Raw genomic sequence first — 16,380 nt, forward strand, 5'->3', positions numbered from 1 at the left:
GGATCATCCGCTTATCACCCACGCGATTTCTGGCCACAACAGTGCTTGACCCTGCCTTGCGGGGCCGATAGGACCGCCGCCAGTGGGCGACAGGCCGCAAGGTGTGGCAGGGGACTGTAACTCCCTCGAGGCGACTCACGCCTGGTTCGATTCCAGGGTCGCCCACCATTTCTCGACAGAGTGAACGCGCGCGGTGTCTCACGTGAGGCGCCCCCTCCAAACGGGGGTCTTCGCGTGCGCGTATAGGTCAATCCAGGGGCAGAATACCGCCTGCCGTCCCGAGCCGCAGCATCGGCGCGCCAGACTGCAGAGGTGGCCGCATCACCCGTGGTGGCAGTCCACATGCTGCTCCGAAGTTTCCTGCACATCGGCCAAGGATGTTGCGCGAAGCTGGGTCACCAAGCTCTGCTCGATGTCTTGTAGAACCGAGGTCACCTTGCGTTGCACAGCGTCTTCCACGGCGCATCTCGGTGTGTCGTCCTCGGGTTCGCTCGACACCAAATTTTCTTCTAATGCCAAGTAGATATCGGCCAAGGTAATCTCTTCCGGTGGACGGGCCAAGCGCCAGCCACCGGCGTGCCCCTTCTCGGACACCAAAAGCCCCGCCTGCCGCAGTTTTCCCAGAACGCGGCGCACCACGACCGGGTTCGTGCCCGCGTGCTCTGCGATCTGAGTCGAGGTCTGCATCTGTGCCGGGTCCGCCGCCATGTGGCCCAGAGTATGCAGGGCCAGCGCCAGACGTGAATTACGCTTCATGGCAGGGGCCTGTCTTGGATACGGTCATTCGTAACCTTTTGTGTTGCGTTCAAACCGCAACTTTGTAAGTTGCGTGACTGTCCTATCGGTTAACGGAGCTGCAGATGTCAAACCCACGCCTCTCAGTTACGGTTCTGTCCGGTTTCCTGGGCGCAGGAAAGACCATCCTCTTGAATCGTGTCCTGAACAACCGCGAGGGCCGCCGCGTGGCGGTCATCGTGAACGACATGTCAGAGGTGAACATCGACGCCGACCTCGTCCGCGCGGACACGGAGTTGAGCCGGACCGACGAAACCTTGGTCGAAATGTCCAACGGCTGCATCTGCTGCACATTGCGCGACGACCTGCTGGATGAGGTGCGCAATCTGGCCAGCCAAGGGCGGTTCGACTACCTTTTGATTGAATCCACTGGTATTTCCGAGCCTTTGCCAGTCGCGGCCACGTTCGATTTCCGGGACGAGCATGGGCAGAGCCTGTCGGACGTATCGCGCCTGGATACCATGGTGACGGTCGTGGATGCGGTGAACCTGCTGCAAGATTACTCCAGCCACGACTTCCTGAGCGACCGGGGCGAGACCTTGGGAGAGGAAGACGAGCGGACCTTGGTTCATCTGCTCACCGATCAGATCGAATTCGCGGATGTGGTGATCCTGAACAAGGTCAGCGACGCCGGACCCGAGCGGACCGACGCCGCCCGCAAGATCATTCGCAGCCTGAACGCAGACGCCAAGATCATCGAGACCGATCATTCCGACGTCGACAGTGCGGCTATCCTGGATACGGGGCTGTTCGACTTCGAGAAAGCCCACGAACACCCGATGTGGGCGAAGGAGCTCTATGGGTTCGCCGACCACACGCCCGAGACCGAGGAATACGGGGTCGCCTCCTACGTCTACCGCGCGCGCCTGCCCTTCATCCCCGAGCGAATTTTGGAGGTGCTCAACGGCGACCTGCCCGGAGTGATCCGCGCTAAGGGGCATTTCTGGATCGCGTCCCGTCCGGGATGGGTGGCCGAGTTCTCCCTGGCGGGCGCCTTGTCCAGCGTGAAGCCCCTGGGCACCTGGTGGGCCTCTGTCCCGCGGGAGCGTTGGCCCGACCACGACGGCGCCCGCAGCTACATTCAGGCCCACTGGCAGGACCCCTGGGGGGATCGCCGGCAAGAGCTTGTCTTCATCGGTGCGGGCATCGATTGGCCTGCGTTGAAGGCACGGCTGGACGGGTGTTTGGTCCCTGCCCTCGCGGCCAGTGGGCCCGATAGCCTACCCGACTACCCAGATCCCTTCCCCGTCTGGCGACAAGCCGAGGCCGCCGCATGACCATCGTAGAGACGCTGTCCCCCGTGACCGGGGGGCTGGCCCGGGCGGAACGGCCCGAGGATCTTGCGGCCTTTTTGCAACCGAGTTGCGCGGCGGCGATCTGGACCAGGGACGTGGATCCCGCATTTCAGACCTGGATCGACGGCTTGGACCCATCGCACCTGCCCCAAGGCCGGGTCGTGTCTGCACCCGACCGTGCCCGAGAGGTCGTGGCGGGCCTTTGCGACGTTTGCGAGACGCCCGCCGGACCTCACCGGGATCGGCTGGTGGATGACATCGCTGCCCTGGCCCACATCTTCGCGGATCTGATGCAGGCGCCCTATCTGCGCATTCGGCTCCAAGCGGTGAGGACCAATGCCTGCCGCCGCTTTCACGTGGATGCGATCCCGGCGCGACTGGTCTGCACCTATCGTGGCGAGGGCACGCAATACGGCAAACGCTTGGCGCAAGACGAAGACCCGCACCACGTCTTTTCCGCCCCGACCGGCGCACCGATCCTGCTGCGGGGGGTCCCTTTGGCCAGAAACGCCCAGCGCCGGTCTGCTGCACCGCTCTCCCCCGATTGAGGGGACCGGAGCTACGCGGCTCGTTTTGGTTTTGGATCCGGTCTTTGACCTGGCGGAGGGCTGAGACGACCGCGCGTCAGGCGGGTGTTTTGCCCGGTCCAGCCCAATGGGCGCCCATGGCCACGATGCAGGACGTGCCATTGGCAAAGCTCTGCACGATGACCCAGTCGCGATTGTGTTCGGTCACCCAGACCTCGACCATGGTGTCGGGGTCACGCAACCCGCTGCCCTGTCGCTCCGCCCCCAAAACGGTGGTCAGCTTTTGGGCGAGGCGCGCGCTGTCTTCGCAGGTGACATCGGACATCTGGGCGGCTGCGGGGACGGCCATCAGAGAGCACAACGAAAGAGCAAGGATCGGTCGAAGCATCATCATCTGACCGTAGCGGGCGCCGGACGAAAACGTAACAGTTTTATGACAGGCCACGGGTCCCAGGCTGAGCGACGACGTTGATCCTCGGCGCACTTCACCCGAGCGCAGCCGCCTTGAAGCACCCAACGGATGTCATGAATCCGTCACTGCCCTGTCGACGAAATGAGTCAAAACTGTCACGCCGACGTCGCCTAGGCCCTGCATCTGCCCCGCCAGACAACGGGGGTCATATGCTGAAAATCCACGGGCTCACAAAGCGGTTCGGCGACAAGACGGCCGTGGACGCCGCCAATATCTCCGTCGACCGTCCGACCATGATCGGCATCATCGGGCGATCCGGCGCCGGGAAGTCGACGCTGTTGCGCATGGTCAACCGGCTGAGCGATGCCACCGAGGGCACGATCACCTTCGAAGGCGAAGACGTCACTGCCCTCCGCGGCGCCGCGCGCCGCAATTGGCAGTCGCGCTGTGCGATGATCTTTCAACAGTTTAACCTTGTGCCCCGCATGGACGTGGTCTCGAACGTTTTGCATGGCACCCTGAATAGGCGGTCAACGCTCGCCACCCTGTTCAACCTCTACCCCCAGTCCGACATCCATAAGGCGATAGAGATCCTGGATCGCTTGGGCATTGCCGAGCAAGCCCCGAAACGGGCCGAGGCCTTGTCGGGCGGTCAGCAGCAGCGTGTCGCGATCGCACGGGCGCTGATGCAGGACCCAAAGATCATCCTGGCGGATGAGCCCATTGCCTCGCTGGACCCGATGAACGCCCAGGTGGTGATGCAATCCCTGCGGACCATCCACGAAGAGGACGGGCGCATGGTGGTGGCCAACCTGCATACCCTGGATACGGCCCGCCGCTATTGCGACCGCGTGATCGGGATGCGTGACGGGCGCATCGTCTTTGACGGAACACCCGGCCAGCTGACCACCGGCGTCGCCCGCGACATCTACGGCGCCGGGACAGACTTTTCCGAAGCCGCGACCTCCACGGAAATCGAGACACTGGAACGGCAACCCCTGACCGCCTGACCAGTTGCGCCGCGTCCGCGCGCAGCCCCCCTCCCACCCAGCCCATGTTATGGCCGCTTCGCGGTCGGGCCTTCATCAACGGAGAGACTGATGAAAAAGACCTTCGCTTTGGCGCTTGCCGCCTCGACCGTCCTGGCAACCGGCGCCTTGGCCGACGGCCATGCCATCACCGAATTCCGCATCGGGATCCTGGGCGGTGAAAACGCCCAAGACCGCATGAACTCCTACCAGTGCTTGGCCGATTACACGTCCGAGGCCCTGGGCGTCGAAACCAAGCTGTTCGCCCCTGCCGATTACAACGGTGTGATCCAAGGCCTGCTGGGCGGGACCATCGACATGGCTTGGCTGGGCGCCTCTGCCTACGCGGCGACCTACCTTCAGGACCCCGACGCGGTCGATCCTGTTCTGATCAAGGTCAATGTCGACGGCTCCATCGGCTACCATTCCATCGGGTTTGCCCGCGCTGACAGCGGCATCACGTCGCTCGACGATATGGCGGGCAAAGACTTCGGCTTTGGTGATCCGAACTCCACCTCGGGCTATCTGATCCCCTCGATTGAGATTCCCCAGTACAAAGACGGCGTCACCATGGAGAGCGGCGACTACTTCGGGGAGGTCAAATTCACCGGTGGTCACGAGCAGACAATCGTCGCGGTCAACAACGGCGATATCGACGCCGGTGTGACTTGGGCCGACGGTCAGGGCAACTGGGAAGACGGCTACAACTCCGGCGCTTTGCGCAAGGCCGTGGACGCGGGTCTGATCGACATGAACAACCTGGTCCAGATCTGGAAATCCAATGTCATCCCCGAAGGTCCCATCGTCCTGCGCAAGGCCCTGCCCGATGACGTCCGCGCTACGATGACCGAGTTGGTCGACGGCCTGCACGAGCGTGATGAAGACTGCGCCTATGGCGTGGCGGCCGGGGAAACGCTGGGCTTCCAGCCGGTGACCCACGACACCTACATCTCCATCGTCGAGGCCCGCAAAGCCAAGATCGGCGGCTAAGTCCGGCCATTGTGCGCCGTGCAGGGCGCCGTGTCCTTTCACGATGAAAGAGCGACGCAGCCCTGCACCCACACCCAACTGGGTGCCCCTTTGGGGGCATCCATTTTCACGTGAGGTCCCATGGCAGATACCGCGCTCTCCGCACCGAACACCTCTGTTGCCAGCATCCAGTCCAGCTACATGGCCCAGGTGCAGCGGCGGCGGCTCTATGGGGGGCTGACACTGCTTCTGTTCGTGGTCTTGATGGTGTCGGGCTTCACCATCGCGGATGAGCGGAACGCGGGTGGCTTCTGGGACGGCCTGGACCAGATCGGCGACTACCCTGCCGATGTGCTGTCCGAAGCCTGGGAAAAGCGCGCGGACCTGCCCGGCCTGATCGCGAAGTTCTTTCCGGCCTTGGTCGAGACGATCAACATCGCCGCCGTCTCCACCTTGATCGGGGTCGCGGGTGGGCTGGTCCTGTCGCTCCTCGGGACGCGTGGCCTGGCCAAGTGGCCGCGCCTCATTCCCGTCTTTCGTCGCCTGTCCGACATCATGCGCGCCATCCCAGAGATCGTGATCGCGCTTGTTTTGATCTTCGTCTTGGGTGGAGGCCCCGTGCCAGCAATGATCGCCATCGCGATCCACACCGCAGGCGCCTTGGGCAAGCTGTTCTCAGAAGTGGCTGAAAACGCAGATTTGAAGCCGGTCGAAGGCCTCGCCTCCACCGGGGCGACTTGGTCCCAACGGATGCTGCTGGGCGTGCTGCCCCAGGTGGCGCCCAATTACGTCAGCTACGGGTTGCTGCGGTTCGAGATCAACATCCGCGCTTCGGCCATCCTGGGGTTCGTGGGCGCCGGTGGCTTGGGGTACGAATTGCGCAATGCCATGGCCTGGGGGCCCGGGCGCTTCGATGAGGCGGCGGCGATCTTCATCCTGCTGTTCGGGACGATTGTCTTTTTCGACCAAGTGTCCAGCCACTACCGCAACCGTCTGACAGAGGGACAAGGCCAATGACCGCCGCCGACCTGAGCCTCGCCAAACGCCAAGTAGAGGGCCTGTTCCGTCGCAAGCGCCTGTTCGGCTTCGCCATCCCGGCGGGGATTGCCGTCTACTTCGTGTATATTTTCTTCGCCTTCGACTTGGCGGGTCTGGCCCAACGGGCGAATTTAGCAAATGCGGTCACCCTCGCCTCGGACAGTTGGTCCCATAAGGTGCACGTGACACGCAACAACCGCTCCGGTGACGTGACCTACGCCGTTGAGGGGGAACGCAAGGGCACCTACCCGGACGGCACGCGACCCGATTGGGTGAGCGGTGACGAGATCATCACCATTAACCTCGGCGACAGCCACATCGTGCGGTACCTGCCCGACAACCGCACCGAAATCGTCATCCCCGGCTTCCCTCTGATCGAGGTCCAGGCCGAGGGGCGTCAGGTGACCTCTAACTTGCCGGACGACCTCCCGGACTGGATCTCCGCCTCTGACCGGCGGATCGGGATCACCACCCCCGAGGGGCGGATCACCATGACCGGCGCGCGGACCGAGGTCTTCAATTACTTCCCTGGGTGGGAGCTGTTCTGGTTCACCCTCGACAGCCCGTACCACGGCCAGAGCCTCGGGACGATCTTGTTTGGCCCACAGCTGGACCCCACCCGGTCGAACCTGGCCGGTGCGGTGTCCGATTGGTGGAACAACGGCATGTGGCGCCACAAGGATGTGGCCTGGGCCATTGGTGAGACGATCCTGATGGCATTCCTCGGCACCATGGGCGCGGCGATCCTGGCCCTGCCACTGGCATTCCTGGCGGCGCGGCGCTTCTCGCCCATTATGGCCCTACGGGCGGCCACGCGGCGGGTGTTCGATTTCGTGCGCGGGGTCGATGCGCTGATCTGGACGGTCGTCCTGGCCCGCGCCTTCGGGCCTGGGCCGCTGACGGGGGCGCTGGCGATCCTCATCACGGACACCGGCACATTTGGGAAGATCTTTTCCGAAGCACTGGAAAACGTAGACCAAAAACAGATCGAGGGTGTGTCCTCCACCGGGGCCAAACCCCTGCAACGGTACCGCTTTGGTGTCATTCCCCAACTCGTCCCGGTCTTGCTGGCGCAGATCCTGTACTTTCTGGAATCGAACACCCGATCCGCCACAATCATCGGCGCGATCACGGGCGGCGGTATTGGCCTGATGTTGACGCAAGCAATCCAGACCCAGAAGGATTGGGAGGAAGTCGCCTATTACATCGTGCTGATCATCGTGATGGTCATGTTCATGGACTGGGTGTCCGGTTGGCTGCGCGGACGTTTGATCGGGCGCAAGGATTGATGGCGCGCCTATCGGCGGAGACGCCTTTCATTCATCCAGAGTGCCATATCACCGACAGCACTTTTGGCGCCTACGTGGAGATCGGGCGTGGCAGCCGGGTCGCCCACGCGAGCCTGGACGACTACAGCTATTGCGATCGCTACGCCGACATCGCCAACGCGCGGATCGGGAAGTTCTCAAACATCGCGGCCTTTGCCCGGATCGGCGCCACCGATCACCCCTTGGACACGGCGGCATGTCATCACTTCCTGTATCGGTCCGATGATTACTGGGACGATGCGGATCGGGACGCCGCGTTCTTTGCCCATCGGCAATCGCGGGTTGCGGAAATCGGGCATGACACCTGGATCGGCGCGGGGGCAATGGTCAAGCCAGAGGTGACCCTTGGACATGGCGCTGTTGTGGCGGCGGGGGCCGTCGTGACGAAGGACGTAGCCCCCTACACCATTGTGGCTGGGACGCCGGCCAAGGTTCTGCGGCTGCGCCAACCGACGGAGGTCGCCGACCGCCTGATCGCCCTGGCGTGGTGGGACTGGTCCCATGATGCGCTGCGGGCCGCCTTGCGGGATTTTCGCGCAATGCGGGCCGAGGCGTTTCTGGAGAAATACGGCGGGTAACGCGCCCATCGTCCCGTCGGTTTGCCGTGCCTCTGTCGATCCACGAGCGGCGGTGGGCAGGACCCGACCGCGCCCGAGCGGCCCGCGTCATGGAAGGTTTACAAAACGACCTCTGTTCCTGGGCGCCAATCTGGGTATAATAAGTCTAGTTGTATAGTAATTGGAAGAGTTGTCGAGATGTCCGACACGTCCACAGATACCGCCCGGCGCAAGGCCTGGATGGGGCAATTGGCCAAGGCGCCCCACGGCCGGGTTGCGGCTCTGCTGGACCAAGCGGTGGACCGGCCTGCGTTCACGTGGCTGCGCGCCCCCGAAATCGGAAGCACCATGGTGCGCGGCCGCGCGGGCGGCACAGGCGCCCCATTTAACCTCGGCGAGATGACCATCACGCGCTGCGCCCTCACGCTTGCCGATGGGACGGTCGGGCACGCCTATCTCCAAGGGCGCCGCAAATCAGATGCCGAAGCCGCTGCCTTGGTGGATGCGCTGATGCAGACGGATCTGGCCGCGACAGTCGAGAGCGCCGTTCTCGCGCCGCTGGCGGAGGAAACGAAGGCCGCGAAAGCGGCGCGTGCGGCAAAGGCGGCCGCCACAAAGGTCGATTTCTTTACGATGGTGCGAGGAGAAGACTGATGCAGGCGCAGGTTCTATCTGGCGGCTTCTCCGCCCCAGCCATCCAATCGGCTCAAGCGTTTCGCGGCATCATGGAAGCGATGGCGCGGCCGGGAACCATCCACACCGTCACCGGCAGCACCCCGCCCGCCCCCCTATCGGCGGCGGCTGGCGCAGTGTTGCTGACGCTATGCGACGCGGACACGCCGGTGCATCTGGCCGGAGCCCGCGATTGCGCCGAGGTGCGCGCTTGGTTGGCCTTTCACACGGGCGCACCCGTGACCGACCCGTCGTCCTGCATGTTCGCGGTGGGAACTTGGGAGGCTCTGGGGCCGCTCACGGCCTTTCCCGTCGGGTCATCTGAATACCCCGACCGCTCCACGACGCTGATCGTCGAAACACCGGACCTACAGCCCCAAGGGGCCACGTTAACGGGCCCGGGCATCAAGGACCGGGCAAGCCTGTCCGTGCCAGATGTCGGCGCTTTGCAGGCCAACCACGCTCTGTTTCCCTTAGGGCTCGACTTCATCTTCACCAGCGGCGACCGCCTGGCCGCCTTGCCCCGCTCGACGGAGGTGTCCTGATGTATGTGGCCGTCAAAGGGGGCGAGCGGGCGATTGAGAATGCCCATGCGTGGCTTGCCGAAGAACGCCGTGGTGATCCTTCCGTCCAGGAGTTGAGCCTGGATCAGATCCGCGAACAACTGGCCCTTGCCGTCAATCGGGTGATGGCCGAAGGCTCGCTCTATGATCCAGACTTGGCGGCGTTGGCGATCAAACAGGCGCGCGGCGATCTGATCGAAGCGATTTTCCTGATCCGGGCCTATCGCACCACCCTGCCCCGCTTTGGCGCCTCCGCTCCCATCGACACGGGGGCCATGGCCTGCGACCGCCGGATCTCTGCGACGTTCAAGGACCTGCCGGGCGGGCAGATCCTGGGTCCGACCTTCGACTACACCCATCGCCTGTTGGATTTTAAGCTGGCCGCCGATGGTGAGGTGCCGGAGGCCCCCATGCGTGCCGCCGAGGCAGACGATGTGCCCCATGTCACGGACTTCCTGAACCGCGAGGGGCTCATCGAAGAGGCGCCCCAGGACGACACCCCGCCACCGGATCTGACGCGGGAGCCGCTGGAGATGCCCGCCGACCACGCCCTGCGCTTGCAGGCGCTCACACGCGCAGACGAGGGGTTTACCCTTGGGCTCGCCTATTCCACGCAGCGGGGCTATGCGCGCAACCACGCCTTCGTGGGTGAGTTGCGGATCGGCAGCGTTCCGGTGGAGCTGGACATCCCCGAACTGGGCTTTGCAGTCGAGATTGGGGAGATCACCGTTACCGAATGCGAGACGGTGAACCAATTCAAAGGCTCCAAGACGGAGCCACCGCAGTTTACCCGAGGCTATGGCCTGGTCTTCGGCCAGACCGAGCGCAAGGCGATTTCCATGGCGCTGGTGGACCGTGCCTTACGGTGGGAGGAGTTGGGCGAGGATTTCGTCGGCGCCCCGGCCCAGGACACCGAGTTTGTGCTCTATCACGCTGATAACATTCAGGCGACGGGCTTTCTGGAGCACATCAAGCTGCCCCACTACGTCGATTTTCAGGCGGAACTTGAATTGGTCCGAAAACTGCGCCGCGACGCGGGCGCGCGTGACATGCAGGAGGCCGCGGAATAATGGCGCTCGATACAGTTGTTTTCGACATTGGTGCGGTTCTCGTCGACTGGCAGCCCCATCTCGCCTGGTCCGATGACATGACGGAGGCAGAGGCACGGGCGTTTCTCGCTCGGATCGGCTTCGACAAGCTGAACCTGGCCTGTGATGCGGGTGCGACCTTCGCCGAGGCCGCCGCCTTGATCACGGACCCCGAAGATGCCGCCCGATTGACTGGCTATGTGGACCGTTTCACCCGCACGGTCCCCCATAAGCTGCTGGGGACCTGGGACCTCCTGTACCGTTTGCGCGACCGAGGCGTGGCGCTGCACGCGATCACCAACTGGTCCGCCGAAACCTGGCCCGAGGGGGTGAAAGCGCACCCCGAGTTGGGACAGGTCTTCGGCACGACAATCGTCTCCGGTCAGGAGGGTATGATTAAACCAAGTGTCCAGATCTTTCACCGGTTCTGCACTGAGGCGGGCGTGCGGCCCGAAAGCTGCGTCTTCATCGACGACGGGCTGCACAATTGCCTGGGCGCACGGGCGGCGGGACTGGATGCCATCCATTTCACGGGCGCTGAGGCGCTGGAGACGGCACTCGTTGAGCGGGGGCTGCTATGACCGACCAGGCCTATAACTTCGCGTATCTCGACGAACAGACCAAACGCATGATCCGCCGGGCGATCCTGAAAGGTCTGGCAATCCCCGGGTATCAGGTGCCCTTTGCCTCGCGGGAAATGCCAATGCCCTATGGCTGGGGCACCGGCGGGGTACAGGTCTCTGCCGCGGTGCTGACCCCCGAAGACACCTTGAAGGTGATCGACCAGGGCGCGGATGACACGACCAACGCGGTCTCGATCCGGTCCTTCTTTGAGCGGACGGCCGGCGTCGCCACCACGACGGCGACCGATGAGGCCACTGTCATTCAAACCCGCCACCGGATCCCAGAAGTCCCCCTGCGCGAGGGCCAGATCCTTGTGTATCAGGTTCCCATCCCCGAACCCCTGCGCTTCCTAGAGCCCCGCGAAAGCGAGACGCGCAAAATGCACAGCCTGGAGGAATACGGGTTGATGCATGTGAAGCTCTACGAAGACATCAGCCGCCATGGCCATATCGCCACCTCCTATGCCTATCCGGTGCGGGTTGAGGGCCGCTATGTCATGGATCCGTCGCCCATCCCGAAGTTCGACAACCCCAAGCTGGGCGAGATGGCGGCAATCCAACTGTTCGGCGCCGGACGGGAACAACGGATCTATGCCCTGCCCCCCTATACCCAGGTCGTCAGTCTGGATTTTGAGGACCACCCGTTCGAAGCCTCCAAGGCGGACCAGTGCTGTGGCCTATGCGGGGCGACGGACAGCTATCTGGATGAGGTGATCGTGGATGATGCGGGCGGGCGGATGTTCGTCTGTTCCGACACCGACTTCTGTACGGCACGGCAAGCGGCAGGCCATCGCGGGCAGGATGCAGCATGACTCTGAGCGTGACAGTCGGCGCCGCTGACGATGCGTCTGTGAGCCGACGCCCAAGCAGGTCGATCCCCTCTCATGGCACTGCGGAGCGGCATGTCGCCGACGGGTCCGCTCCATATAACGTCACCCAGGCGAAGGTCGGTCTTGGGGCGATGGGTATCGCCCCCAAAGCCGATATCGCGCCGTCGCCCCATGACCCAGACCAATCGCGTGAGGGCGCCACGCGGTTTGAAGCCCCCCACACCTGGGCGAAGGATGGTTTCACCGAGGAACGCCAGCGCATCGCACGGGTCACGGGCGGAGGACGGGCAATGGTTGAGGGCTTGGCGGGCGAGGCCCCGGAGCAGTTTGACAGCCGTCACCGAGACGCGCGCTTGAACAATGGACAGGACAGGGCATCAGATCTGCCCTGCTGGCTGACACCCGGGTCGTATGTCGTCAGCAGGACTCACGTCGCGGCAAGGCGCTGCGCACGTGTCCTGCCCCAGGAACCGGATAGCGTGACCGCAGATGGCGATTGCAAAGGCATAACGCGCCAGGACGGCGGGGTCTTGCCCTGGGACAGCGCCCATCCCCTGAAAGCAGGCTTTGGCCCAGCCTGGCGCAGCCCGTCCCCGAGACCAGTTTCGCGGGTGGTCGTAGGAGCCGTGACGGAACCGATACGCCCGACACCAAAGGCGCCACGAAGCCATTACCCGCTGAAGGCGCGCTCCACCCCGACGCCCAACGCCGCCCCGCTCGCCGGAGGGATCCAATGACCGCCATGGACCAGATCACCAGCACGGCCACCAATCCAGCGCAGGCGACGCCGCTTCTGTCGGTCCGTGAGCTAAGCAAGCGGTACGGCAGCCATATCGGATGCACCGACATCTCCTTCGACCTCTACCCCGGAGAGGTGATGGGCATTGTCGGCGAAAGCGGATCCGGGAAATCAACCCTCCTCAACTGCATGGCTGGTCACATCGCGCCAGATACTGGGCAGGTCATCTTTGAGACCCGCGCCGACGGTCCCCGCGATACGGTCACCATGTCCGAGCCGGAGCGGCGTATGCTGGGACGCACCGACTGGGCCTTCGTCCACCAACATGCCAGGGACGGGCTGCGGATGGGTGTCAGCGCGGGCGGAAATGTGGGGGAACGTCTGATGGCCGTGGGCGCCCGCCATTACGGCGATATCCGCGCCCAGGCCACCGACTGGTTGGACCGTGTCGAAATCGACCCGGCCCGCATCGACGACCGGCCCACGACCTTCTCCGGGGGGATGCAGCAACGGCTGCAAATCGCGCGCAATCTGGTGACGGGTCCACGTCTGGTCTTCATGGATGAGCCCACGGGCGGGTTGGACGTCTCCGTCCAGGCGCGTCTCTTGGACTTGGTCCGGGGCTTGGTTCGCGACATGGGCCTGTCGGCGATTATCGTCACCCACGATCTGGCGGTGGTGCGCCTGCTGGCCGATCGCCTGATGGTGATGAAATCGGGCCGCGTGGTCGAGGCGGGCCTGACGGATCAGGTGCTGGACGACCCGCAACATGCCTATAGCCAACTTCTCGTCAGCTCCGTTTTGCAGGTATAGACCATGATCGAGCTTCGGAAAGTCTCCAAGACCTTCACCCTGCACAACCAAGGCAGCGCCGTCATCGATGTTCTGACCGATGTGTCCCTGTCGGTCGCACCGGGGGAATGCGTGGCGCTGACAGGCGCATCGGGCGCGGGAAAATCAACGCTGATGCGCATGATCTACGGCAATTACCTCAGCCAAGCCGGAGAGCTTTGGATCGGGGATCTCGACCTCACCAAGGCCGAGCCCCGTGAAATCATCGCCCTGCGTCGCGATGTTCTGGGCTATGTCAGCCAATTCCTCCGCGTCGTGCCCCGGGTGTCGACCCTGGACGTCGTGGCCGAGCCCCTGCGCGCCGTTGGGGTCTCCGGCGCCGATGCGGGCGCGCGGGCGCAAGAGCTTTTGCACACCCTGAACATCCCGGAGCGCCTCTGGCCCCTGTCCCCCACGACCTTTTCCGGGGGCGAGCAGCAGCGGGTGAACATCGCGCGGGGGTTTGCCCATCCCTATCCGGCGATTCTGCTGGATGAGCCAACGGCCAGCCTGGACGCCGCCAACCGAGAGGTCGTCCTGGGCTTGATCGAAGCCGCCAAGGCCCGGGGCGCCGCGATCATCGGCATTTTCCATGACGAGGCCGCGCGCAATCGGGTCTGCGACCGGGAAATCGACGTGAGCCGTTTCACCACCGGCCTCGCCGCATGACGGGGGCGCGCGTCATCGCCGTGGTCGGCCCGTCAGGCGTGGGCAAGGACAGCGTGATGGCAGGGGTGGCGCGCGCCCTCCCCGACTTGCATCTTGTTCGGCGTGTGATCACGCGCGCCAGCGGCCTGGGCGGCGAGGCATACGACGCTGTCCCGACGGATACCTTTCTGGCGCGGGCAAACGACGGCGCGTTCGCCGTGCATTGGGCGGCCCATGGCCTGCACTATGGTATCCCACGCTCGGTCCATGATCATCTCACCGCAGGGACGGACTGCTTGATCAACTTCTCGCGCAGGGCGCTAGGGCAAGGCGCGCGCACGTTTCCTAGGTTCATGGTGCTGAACATCACCGCCTCGCCCGAGACGCTGGCGCAAAGGCTCAGCGCACGGGGGCGCGAGACGGCGAGCGATATCGCCAAGCGCTTGGCCCAGGCCAATACTCCATTGCCGCTGGGGTTGGATGTGGTGCACCTGTCCAATGATGGCCCGTTGGACGAAACGGTCGCGCGGGCCGTGGCGCTGCTTCAACCGGCGAGGGCGTAGCGATGGATCAATTCGAACCGACCATCCGGCCGTTCCCCGCAGAGCGCGATCTGATCTATGGGGAAGGGCTCCGGCAGTTCGGGCATATGGCCGCGCAACGTCTGCGCCCATCGCGCCAGGTCGGCCTCGGGCAAGCGCCCGGACAGGGTCAAGTGAAAGCGGAATTCCTCCAAGACGTAGGGATAGCCCCAGGCGGTCAACAGCGCCTCTTGCCGATCGCTCAATCCCGCGCTGCGGCGGCGGGCCAGCTCGGCCTCGTCCGGCGCGGCGCGAAAGTCGTCCAGCCCCGTGACGCAGGCCGCGGCGACCCGGGCCAGACCGGCGCCATCCCCATGGGGCGTCAGGGCAAGGAACGACCCGAGGGTGGTCAACGCAAGCCCATCGCAGGTGGCCGGCGCCAGGCCCCGGGCCAGGTCGGCGACCGCTTGTTCCAACGCGGCTGGGTCGCACCCTTCGGCGAGGCGGAAAGGTGGCTTCAACGTCCCATGCAGACCATATTTTCGCGGTGTCGCTGTGATATCGCTCAAACCCGGGATGTCTGGCTGGGTGATCGTTTGGCCCCGCACAACGTCCCACCCCAACCAAGCGGCGCCGAACTCCGCCAGAGGCCCATCGGGCGGCACGAAATAGACAGCAAAGCGAGCGTATGACATGAATTCCCCTTTTTCCGCCGCGTCTTTGGCAGCCGCCTGTGACAATGACATGTCAGACAATCTCTGCCTCACCAATGCTCAACTGGTTCTGCCTGACCGTGTGATGACGGGCAGCCTGACCATCGAAGCCGGTGTCATCACGGAATTGACCGAAGGCCCGGACGGACCCGATGGCGCCGTCGATTGCGGCGGGGACTACGTTTTGCCGGGCCTGGTGGAGCTTCATACGGACAACGTCGAGCGCCACATCGAGCCAAGACCGGATGTGGATTGGCCCCACCTGCCCGCCCTGATCGCCCATGACGCGGAACTGGCCTCCACCGGGATCACGACCGTGTTCGACGCGATGCGCGTCGGCTCCATCCACAGTGGCAAGGGCCGCTACATCGATTATGGGCGCAAGCTGGCGGATGAAATGCTCGCCGCGCGCGCCGCTGGCATGTTCAAGATCAGCCACTTCCTGCACCTACGCGCAGAAATCTGCTCGGAAACACTGCTAGACGAATTGGCCACCTTCGGCCCCGATGATCGCGTGGGGATCGTCAGCCTGATGGACCACACGCCCGGCCAAAGACAATTTCGCGACCTGACCGCGCTTAAGACCTATGTGTCGAAAAAGCGGGGGATGAGCGACGCGGATTTTGCCGAACACGTCGCCAACCTTCTGGACCTCCAAAAACGCTATGGCGCCAAGCATGAGGTCGGCGCTGTCGCCGAGGCGGGACGTTTGGGGGCTGTGTTGGCAAGCCACGATGATACCACGGCCGAGCATGTGGCGACGTCGCATCGCAACGGCGTGGGCTTTGCTGAATTTCCGACGACCGTCGAGGCCGCCCAGGCCTGCCGCGACCACGGGATCGCTGTGATGATGGGGGCGCCGAACCTGATCCGAGGCGGGTCCCATTCCGGCAATGTGGCCGCCGAAGACCTGGCGCGGGCGGACCTGCTGGACATCGTCTCGTCTGATTACGTGCCCTCGGCCCTGCTGTTGTCGGCCTTCCGCCTGGCGGATCTCTGGTCGGACTTACCCCGCGCCATCGCGACGGTGACCAGCGCCCCCTCAAAGGCAGCGGGCCTGACGGACAGGGGCGCCTTATCGACCGGTCTGCGCGGTGACGTGCTGCGCGTGCGCCAGATCGGCGACACGCCCCTGCTACGCGGTGTCTGGAGCCGAGGGGCTAAGGTCGCCTAATCCCAGACGTCATGCCACGGCCTTTCTAA

The 16,380-nt window shown here is 64.1% G+C and carries 20 protein-coding genes and 1 tRNA gene; 18 read left to right on the forward strand and 3 right to left on the reverse strand.

Annotated features, from left to right (window positions below):
* Window positions 1–84: 84 nt before the first annotated feature.
* Window positions 85–168: transfer RNA gene (locus tag K5R33_RS05470), tRNA-Tyr, on the forward strand.
* A gap of 153 nt (window positions 169–321) precedes the next feature.
* On the opposite strand, the gene K5R33_RS05475 is transcribed toward K5R33_RS05470, so the two are convergent.
* Window positions 322–756 carry an RrF2 family transcriptional regulator gene (locus K5R33_RS05475; RefSeq protein ID WP_220748008.1) on the reverse strand — a complete coding sequence of 145 codons (435 nt, stop codon included), beginning with the start codon at window positions 754–756 and terminating at the stop codon, window positions 322–324.
* 104 nt (window positions 757–860) lie between these two features.
* On the opposite strand from K5R33_RS05475, the gene K5R33_RS05480 reads away from it, so the two are divergent.
* Genes K5R33_RS05480 through K5R33_RS19010 form a run of 3 tightly spaced genes read left to right on the forward strand, consistent with a single transcriptional unit; the run spans window position 861 to window position 2,702 of the window.
* Window positions 861–2,072 carry a GTP-binding protein gene (locus K5R33_RS05480; RefSeq protein WP_220748009.1) on the forward strand — a complete coding sequence of 404 codons (1,212 nt, stop codon included), beginning with the start codon at window positions 861–863 and terminating at the stop codon, window positions 2,070–2,072.
* Complete coding sequence (locus K5R33_RS05485) at window positions 2,069–2,638, forward strand: DUF1826 domain-containing protein (RefSeq protein WP_255576150.1); 570 nt, start codon at window positions 2,069–2,071, stop codon at window positions 2,636–2,638. Before K5R33_RS05480 ends, K5R33_RS05485 begins: the two co-directional genes overlap by 4 nt.
* Window positions 2,616–2,702, forward strand: coding sequence for a DUF1826 domain-containing protein (locus tag K5R33_RS19010; RefSeq protein WP_255576234.1), 87 nt, complete (start codon window positions 2,616–2,618; stop codon window positions 2,700–2,702). Before K5R33_RS05485 ends, K5R33_RS19010 begins: the two co-directional genes overlap by 23 nt.
* 12 nt (window positions 2,703–2,714) lie before the next feature.
* Here K5R33_RS19010 and K5R33_RS05490 read toward each other — a convergent pair whose 3' ends face one another.
* Complete coding sequence (locus tag K5R33_RS05490) at window positions 2,715–2,966, reverse strand: hypothetical protein (RefSeq protein ID WP_220748010.1); 252 nt, start codon at window positions 2,964–2,966, stop codon at window positions 2,715–2,717.
* A 272-nt stretch (window positions 2,967–3,238) separates the two neighbouring features.
* Here K5R33_RS05490 and phnC point away from each other — a divergent pair, with 272 nt between their 5' ends.
* The 13 genes from phnC (at window position 3,239) to phnN (ending at window position 14,506) form a co-directional block, all read left to right on the forward strand.
* Window positions 3,239–4,039, forward strand: coding sequence for a phosphonate ABC transporter ATP-binding protein (gene phnC, locus K5R33_RS05495; protein WP_220748011.1), 801 nt, complete (start codon window positions 3,239–3,241; stop codon window positions 4,037–4,039).
* 90 nt (window positions 4,040–4,129) lie between these two features.
* Window positions 4,130–5,047: a phosphonate ABC transporter substrate-binding protein gene (gene phnD, locus K5R33_RS05500; RefSeq protein ID WP_220748012.1), complete on the forward strand. Its 918-nt coding sequence runs from the start codon at window positions 4,130–4,132 to the stop codon at window positions 5,045–5,047.
* A gap of 120 nt (window positions 5,048–5,167) precedes the next feature.
* Window positions 5,168–6,043, forward strand: a complete 876-nt coding sequence (gene phnE, locus K5R33_RS05505) for a phosphonate ABC transporter, permease protein PhnE (protein WP_220748013.1) — start codon at window positions 5,168–5,170, stop codon at window positions 6,041–6,043.
* Window positions 6,040–7,353, forward strand: a complete 1,314-nt coding sequence (phnE, locus tag K5R33_RS05510; protein WP_220748014.1) for a phosphonate ABC transporter, permease protein PhnE — start codon at window positions 6,040–6,042, stop codon at window positions 7,351–7,353. The genes phnE (K5R33_RS05505) and phnE (K5R33_RS05510) overlap by 4 nt, the downstream gene beginning before the upstream one ends.
* Window positions 7,353–7,970 carry an LbetaH domain-containing protein gene (locus K5R33_RS05515; protein WP_220748015.1) on the forward strand — a complete coding sequence of 206 codons (618 nt, stop codon included), beginning with the start codon at window positions 7,353–7,355 and terminating at the stop codon, window positions 7,968–7,970. The genes phnE (K5R33_RS05510) and K5R33_RS05515 overlap by 1 nt, the downstream gene beginning before the upstream one ends.
* A 177-nt stretch (window positions 7,971–8,147) precedes the next feature.
* Entirely contained in the window at window positions 8,148–8,603 is a 456-nt protein-coding gene (gene phnG, locus K5R33_RS05520; RefSeq protein ID WP_220748016.1) for a phosphonate C-P lyase system protein PhnG, read from the forward strand.
* Window positions 8,603–9,166: a phosphonate C-P lyase system protein PhnH gene (phnH, locus tag K5R33_RS05525; protein ID WP_220748017.1), complete on the forward strand. Its 564-nt coding sequence runs from the start codon at window positions 8,603–8,605 to the stop codon at window positions 9,164–9,166. The genes phnG and phnH overlap by 1 nt, the downstream gene beginning before the upstream one ends.
* Window positions 9,166–10,254 carry a carbon-phosphorus lyase complex subunit gene (locus tag K5R33_RS05530; RefSeq protein ID WP_220748018.1) on the forward strand — a complete coding sequence of 363 codons (1,089 nt, stop codon included), beginning with the start codon at window positions 9,166–9,168 and terminating at the stop codon, window positions 10,252–10,254. Before phnH ends, K5R33_RS05530 begins: the two co-directional genes overlap by 1 nt.
* Window positions 10,254–10,853, forward strand: a complete 600-nt coding sequence (locus K5R33_RS05535; protein ID WP_220748019.1) for an HAD-IA family hydrolase — start codon at window positions 10,254–10,256, stop codon at window positions 10,851–10,853. Before K5R33_RS05530 ends, K5R33_RS05535 begins: the two co-directional genes overlap by 1 nt.
* Window positions 10,850–11,707 carry an alpha-D-ribose 1-methylphosphonate 5-phosphate C-P-lyase PhnJ gene (locus K5R33_RS05540; RefSeq protein ID WP_220748020.1) on the forward strand — a complete coding sequence of 286 codons (858 nt, stop codon included), beginning with the start codon at window positions 10,850–10,852 and terminating at the stop codon, window positions 11,705–11,707. The genes K5R33_RS05535 and K5R33_RS05540 overlap by 4 nt, the downstream gene beginning before the upstream one ends.
* Window positions 11,708–12,467: 760 nt before the next feature.
* Entirely contained in the window at window positions 12,468–13,277 is an 810-nt protein-coding gene (gene phnK, locus K5R33_RS05545; RefSeq protein WP_220748507.1) for a phosphonate C-P lyase system protein PhnK, read from the forward strand.
* A gap of 3 nt (window positions 13,278–13,280) precedes the next feature.
* The gene (gene phnL / locus K5R33_RS05550; protein WP_220748021.1) at window positions 13,281–13,964 is read left to right on the forward strand and encodes a phosphonate C-P lyase system protein PhnL; all 684 of its coding nucleotides are present in this window, start codon (window positions 13,281–13,283) and stop codon (window positions 13,962–13,964) included.
* Entirely contained in the window at window positions 13,961–14,506 is a 546-nt protein-coding gene (phnN, locus tag K5R33_RS05555; protein ID WP_220748022.1) for a phosphonate metabolism protein/1,5-bisphosphokinase (PRPP-forming) PhnN, read from the forward strand. Before phnL ends, phnN begins: the two co-directional genes overlap by 4 nt.
* Here phnN and K5R33_RS05560 read toward each other — a convergent pair.
* On the reverse strand, window positions 14,488–15,159 hold the full coding sequence (locus tag K5R33_RS05560) for a DUF1045 domain-containing protein (RefSeq protein WP_220748023.1): 672 nt from the start codon (window positions 15,157–15,159) through the stop codon (window positions 14,488–14,490). The two genes, phnN and K5R33_RS05560, sit on opposite strands and share 19 nt — an antisense overlap.
* Between K5R33_RS05560 and K5R33_RS05565 the strand changes: the two genes are divergently transcribed.
* On the forward strand, window positions 15,158–16,351 hold the full coding sequence (locus tag K5R33_RS05565) for an alpha-D-ribose 1-methylphosphonate 5-triphosphate diphosphatase (protein WP_373314136.1): 1,194 nt from the start codon (window positions 15,158–15,160) through the stop codon (window positions 16,349–16,351). The genes K5R33_RS05560 and K5R33_RS05565 overlap by 2 nt on opposite strands.
* Window positions 16,352–16,380 lie beyond the last annotated feature (29 nt).

Origin of the sequence: Jannaschia pagri, assembly GCF_019655435.1 — a bacterium.
Taxonomy (GTDB): domain Bacteria; phylum Pseudomonadota; class Alphaproteobacteria; order Rhodobacterales; family Rhodobacteraceae; genus Jannaschia; species Jannaschia pagri.

Coding starts and splice junctions, on each gene's coding strand:
- K5R33_RS05535 (WP_220748019.1), top strand. CDS start 10,254: ATGGCGCTCGATACAGTTGTTTTCGACATTGGTGCGGTTCTCGTCGAC.
- phnL (WP_220748021.1), top strand. CDS start 13,281: ATGATCGAGCTTCGGAAAGTCTCCAAGACCTTCACCCTGCACAACCAA.
- K5R33_RS05490 (WP_220748010.1), bottom strand. CDS start 2,966: ATGGCCGTCCCCGCAGCCGCCCAGATGTCCGATGTCACCTGCGAAGAC.
- K5R33_RS05485 (WP_255576150.1), top strand. CDS start 2,069: ATGACCATCGTAGAGACGCTGTCCCCCGTGACCGGGGGGCTGGCCCGG.
- K5R33_RS05480 (WP_220748009.1), top strand. CDS start 861: ATGTCAAACCCACGCCTCTCAGTTACGGTTCTGTCCGGTTTCCTGGGC.
- phnH (WP_220748017.1), top strand. CDS start 8,603: ATGCAGGCGCAGGTTCTATCTGGCGGCTTCTCCGCCCCAGCCATCCAA.
- K5R33_RS05530 (WP_220748018.1), top strand. CDS start 9,166: ATGTATGTGGCCGTCAAAGGGGGCGAGCGGGCGATTGAGAATGCCCAT.
- phnK (WP_220748507.1), top strand. CDS start 12,468: ATGGACCAGATCACCAGCACGGCCACCAATCCAGCGCAGGCGACGCCG.
- K5R33_RS05475 (WP_220748008.1), bottom strand. CDS start 756: ATGAAGCGTAATTCACGTCTGGCGCTGGCCCTGCATACTCTGGGCCAC.
- phnD (WP_220748012.1), top strand. CDS start 4,130: ATGAAAAAGACCTTCGCTTTGGCGCTTGCCGCCTCGACCGTCCTGGCA.
- phnE (WP_220748013.1), top strand. CDS start 5,168: ATGGCAGATACCGCGCTCTCCGCACCGAACACCTCTGTTGCCAGCATC.
- phnN (WP_220748022.1), top strand. CDS start 13,961: ATGACGGGGGCGCGCGTCATCGCCGTGGTCGGCCCGTCAGGCGTGGGC.
- phnG (WP_220748016.1), top strand. CDS start 8,148: ATGTCCGACACGTCCACAGATACCGCCCGGCGCAAGGCCTGGATGGGG.
- K5R33_RS05565 (WP_373314136.1), top strand. CDS start 15,158: ATGAATTCCCCTTTTTCCGCCGCGTCTTTGGCAGCCGCCTGTGACAAT.
- K5R33_RS05540 (WP_220748020.1), top strand. CDS start 10,850: ATGACCGACCAGGCCTATAACTTCGCGTATCTCGACGAACAGACCAAA.
- phnE (WP_220748014.1), top strand. CDS start 6,040: ATGACCGCCGCCGACCTGAGCCTCGCCAAACGCCAAGTAGAGGGCCTG.
- K5R33_RS05560 (WP_220748023.1), bottom strand. CDS start 15,159: ATGTCATACGCTCGCTTTGCTGTCTATTTCGTGCCGCCCGATGGGCCT.
- K5R33_RS05515 (WP_220748015.1), top strand. CDS start 7,353: ATGGCGCGCCTATCGGCGGAGACGCCTTTCATTCATCCAGAGTGCCAT.
- phnC (WP_220748011.1), top strand. CDS start 3,239: ATGCTGAAAATCCACGGGCTCACAAAGCGGTTCGGCGACAAGACGGCC.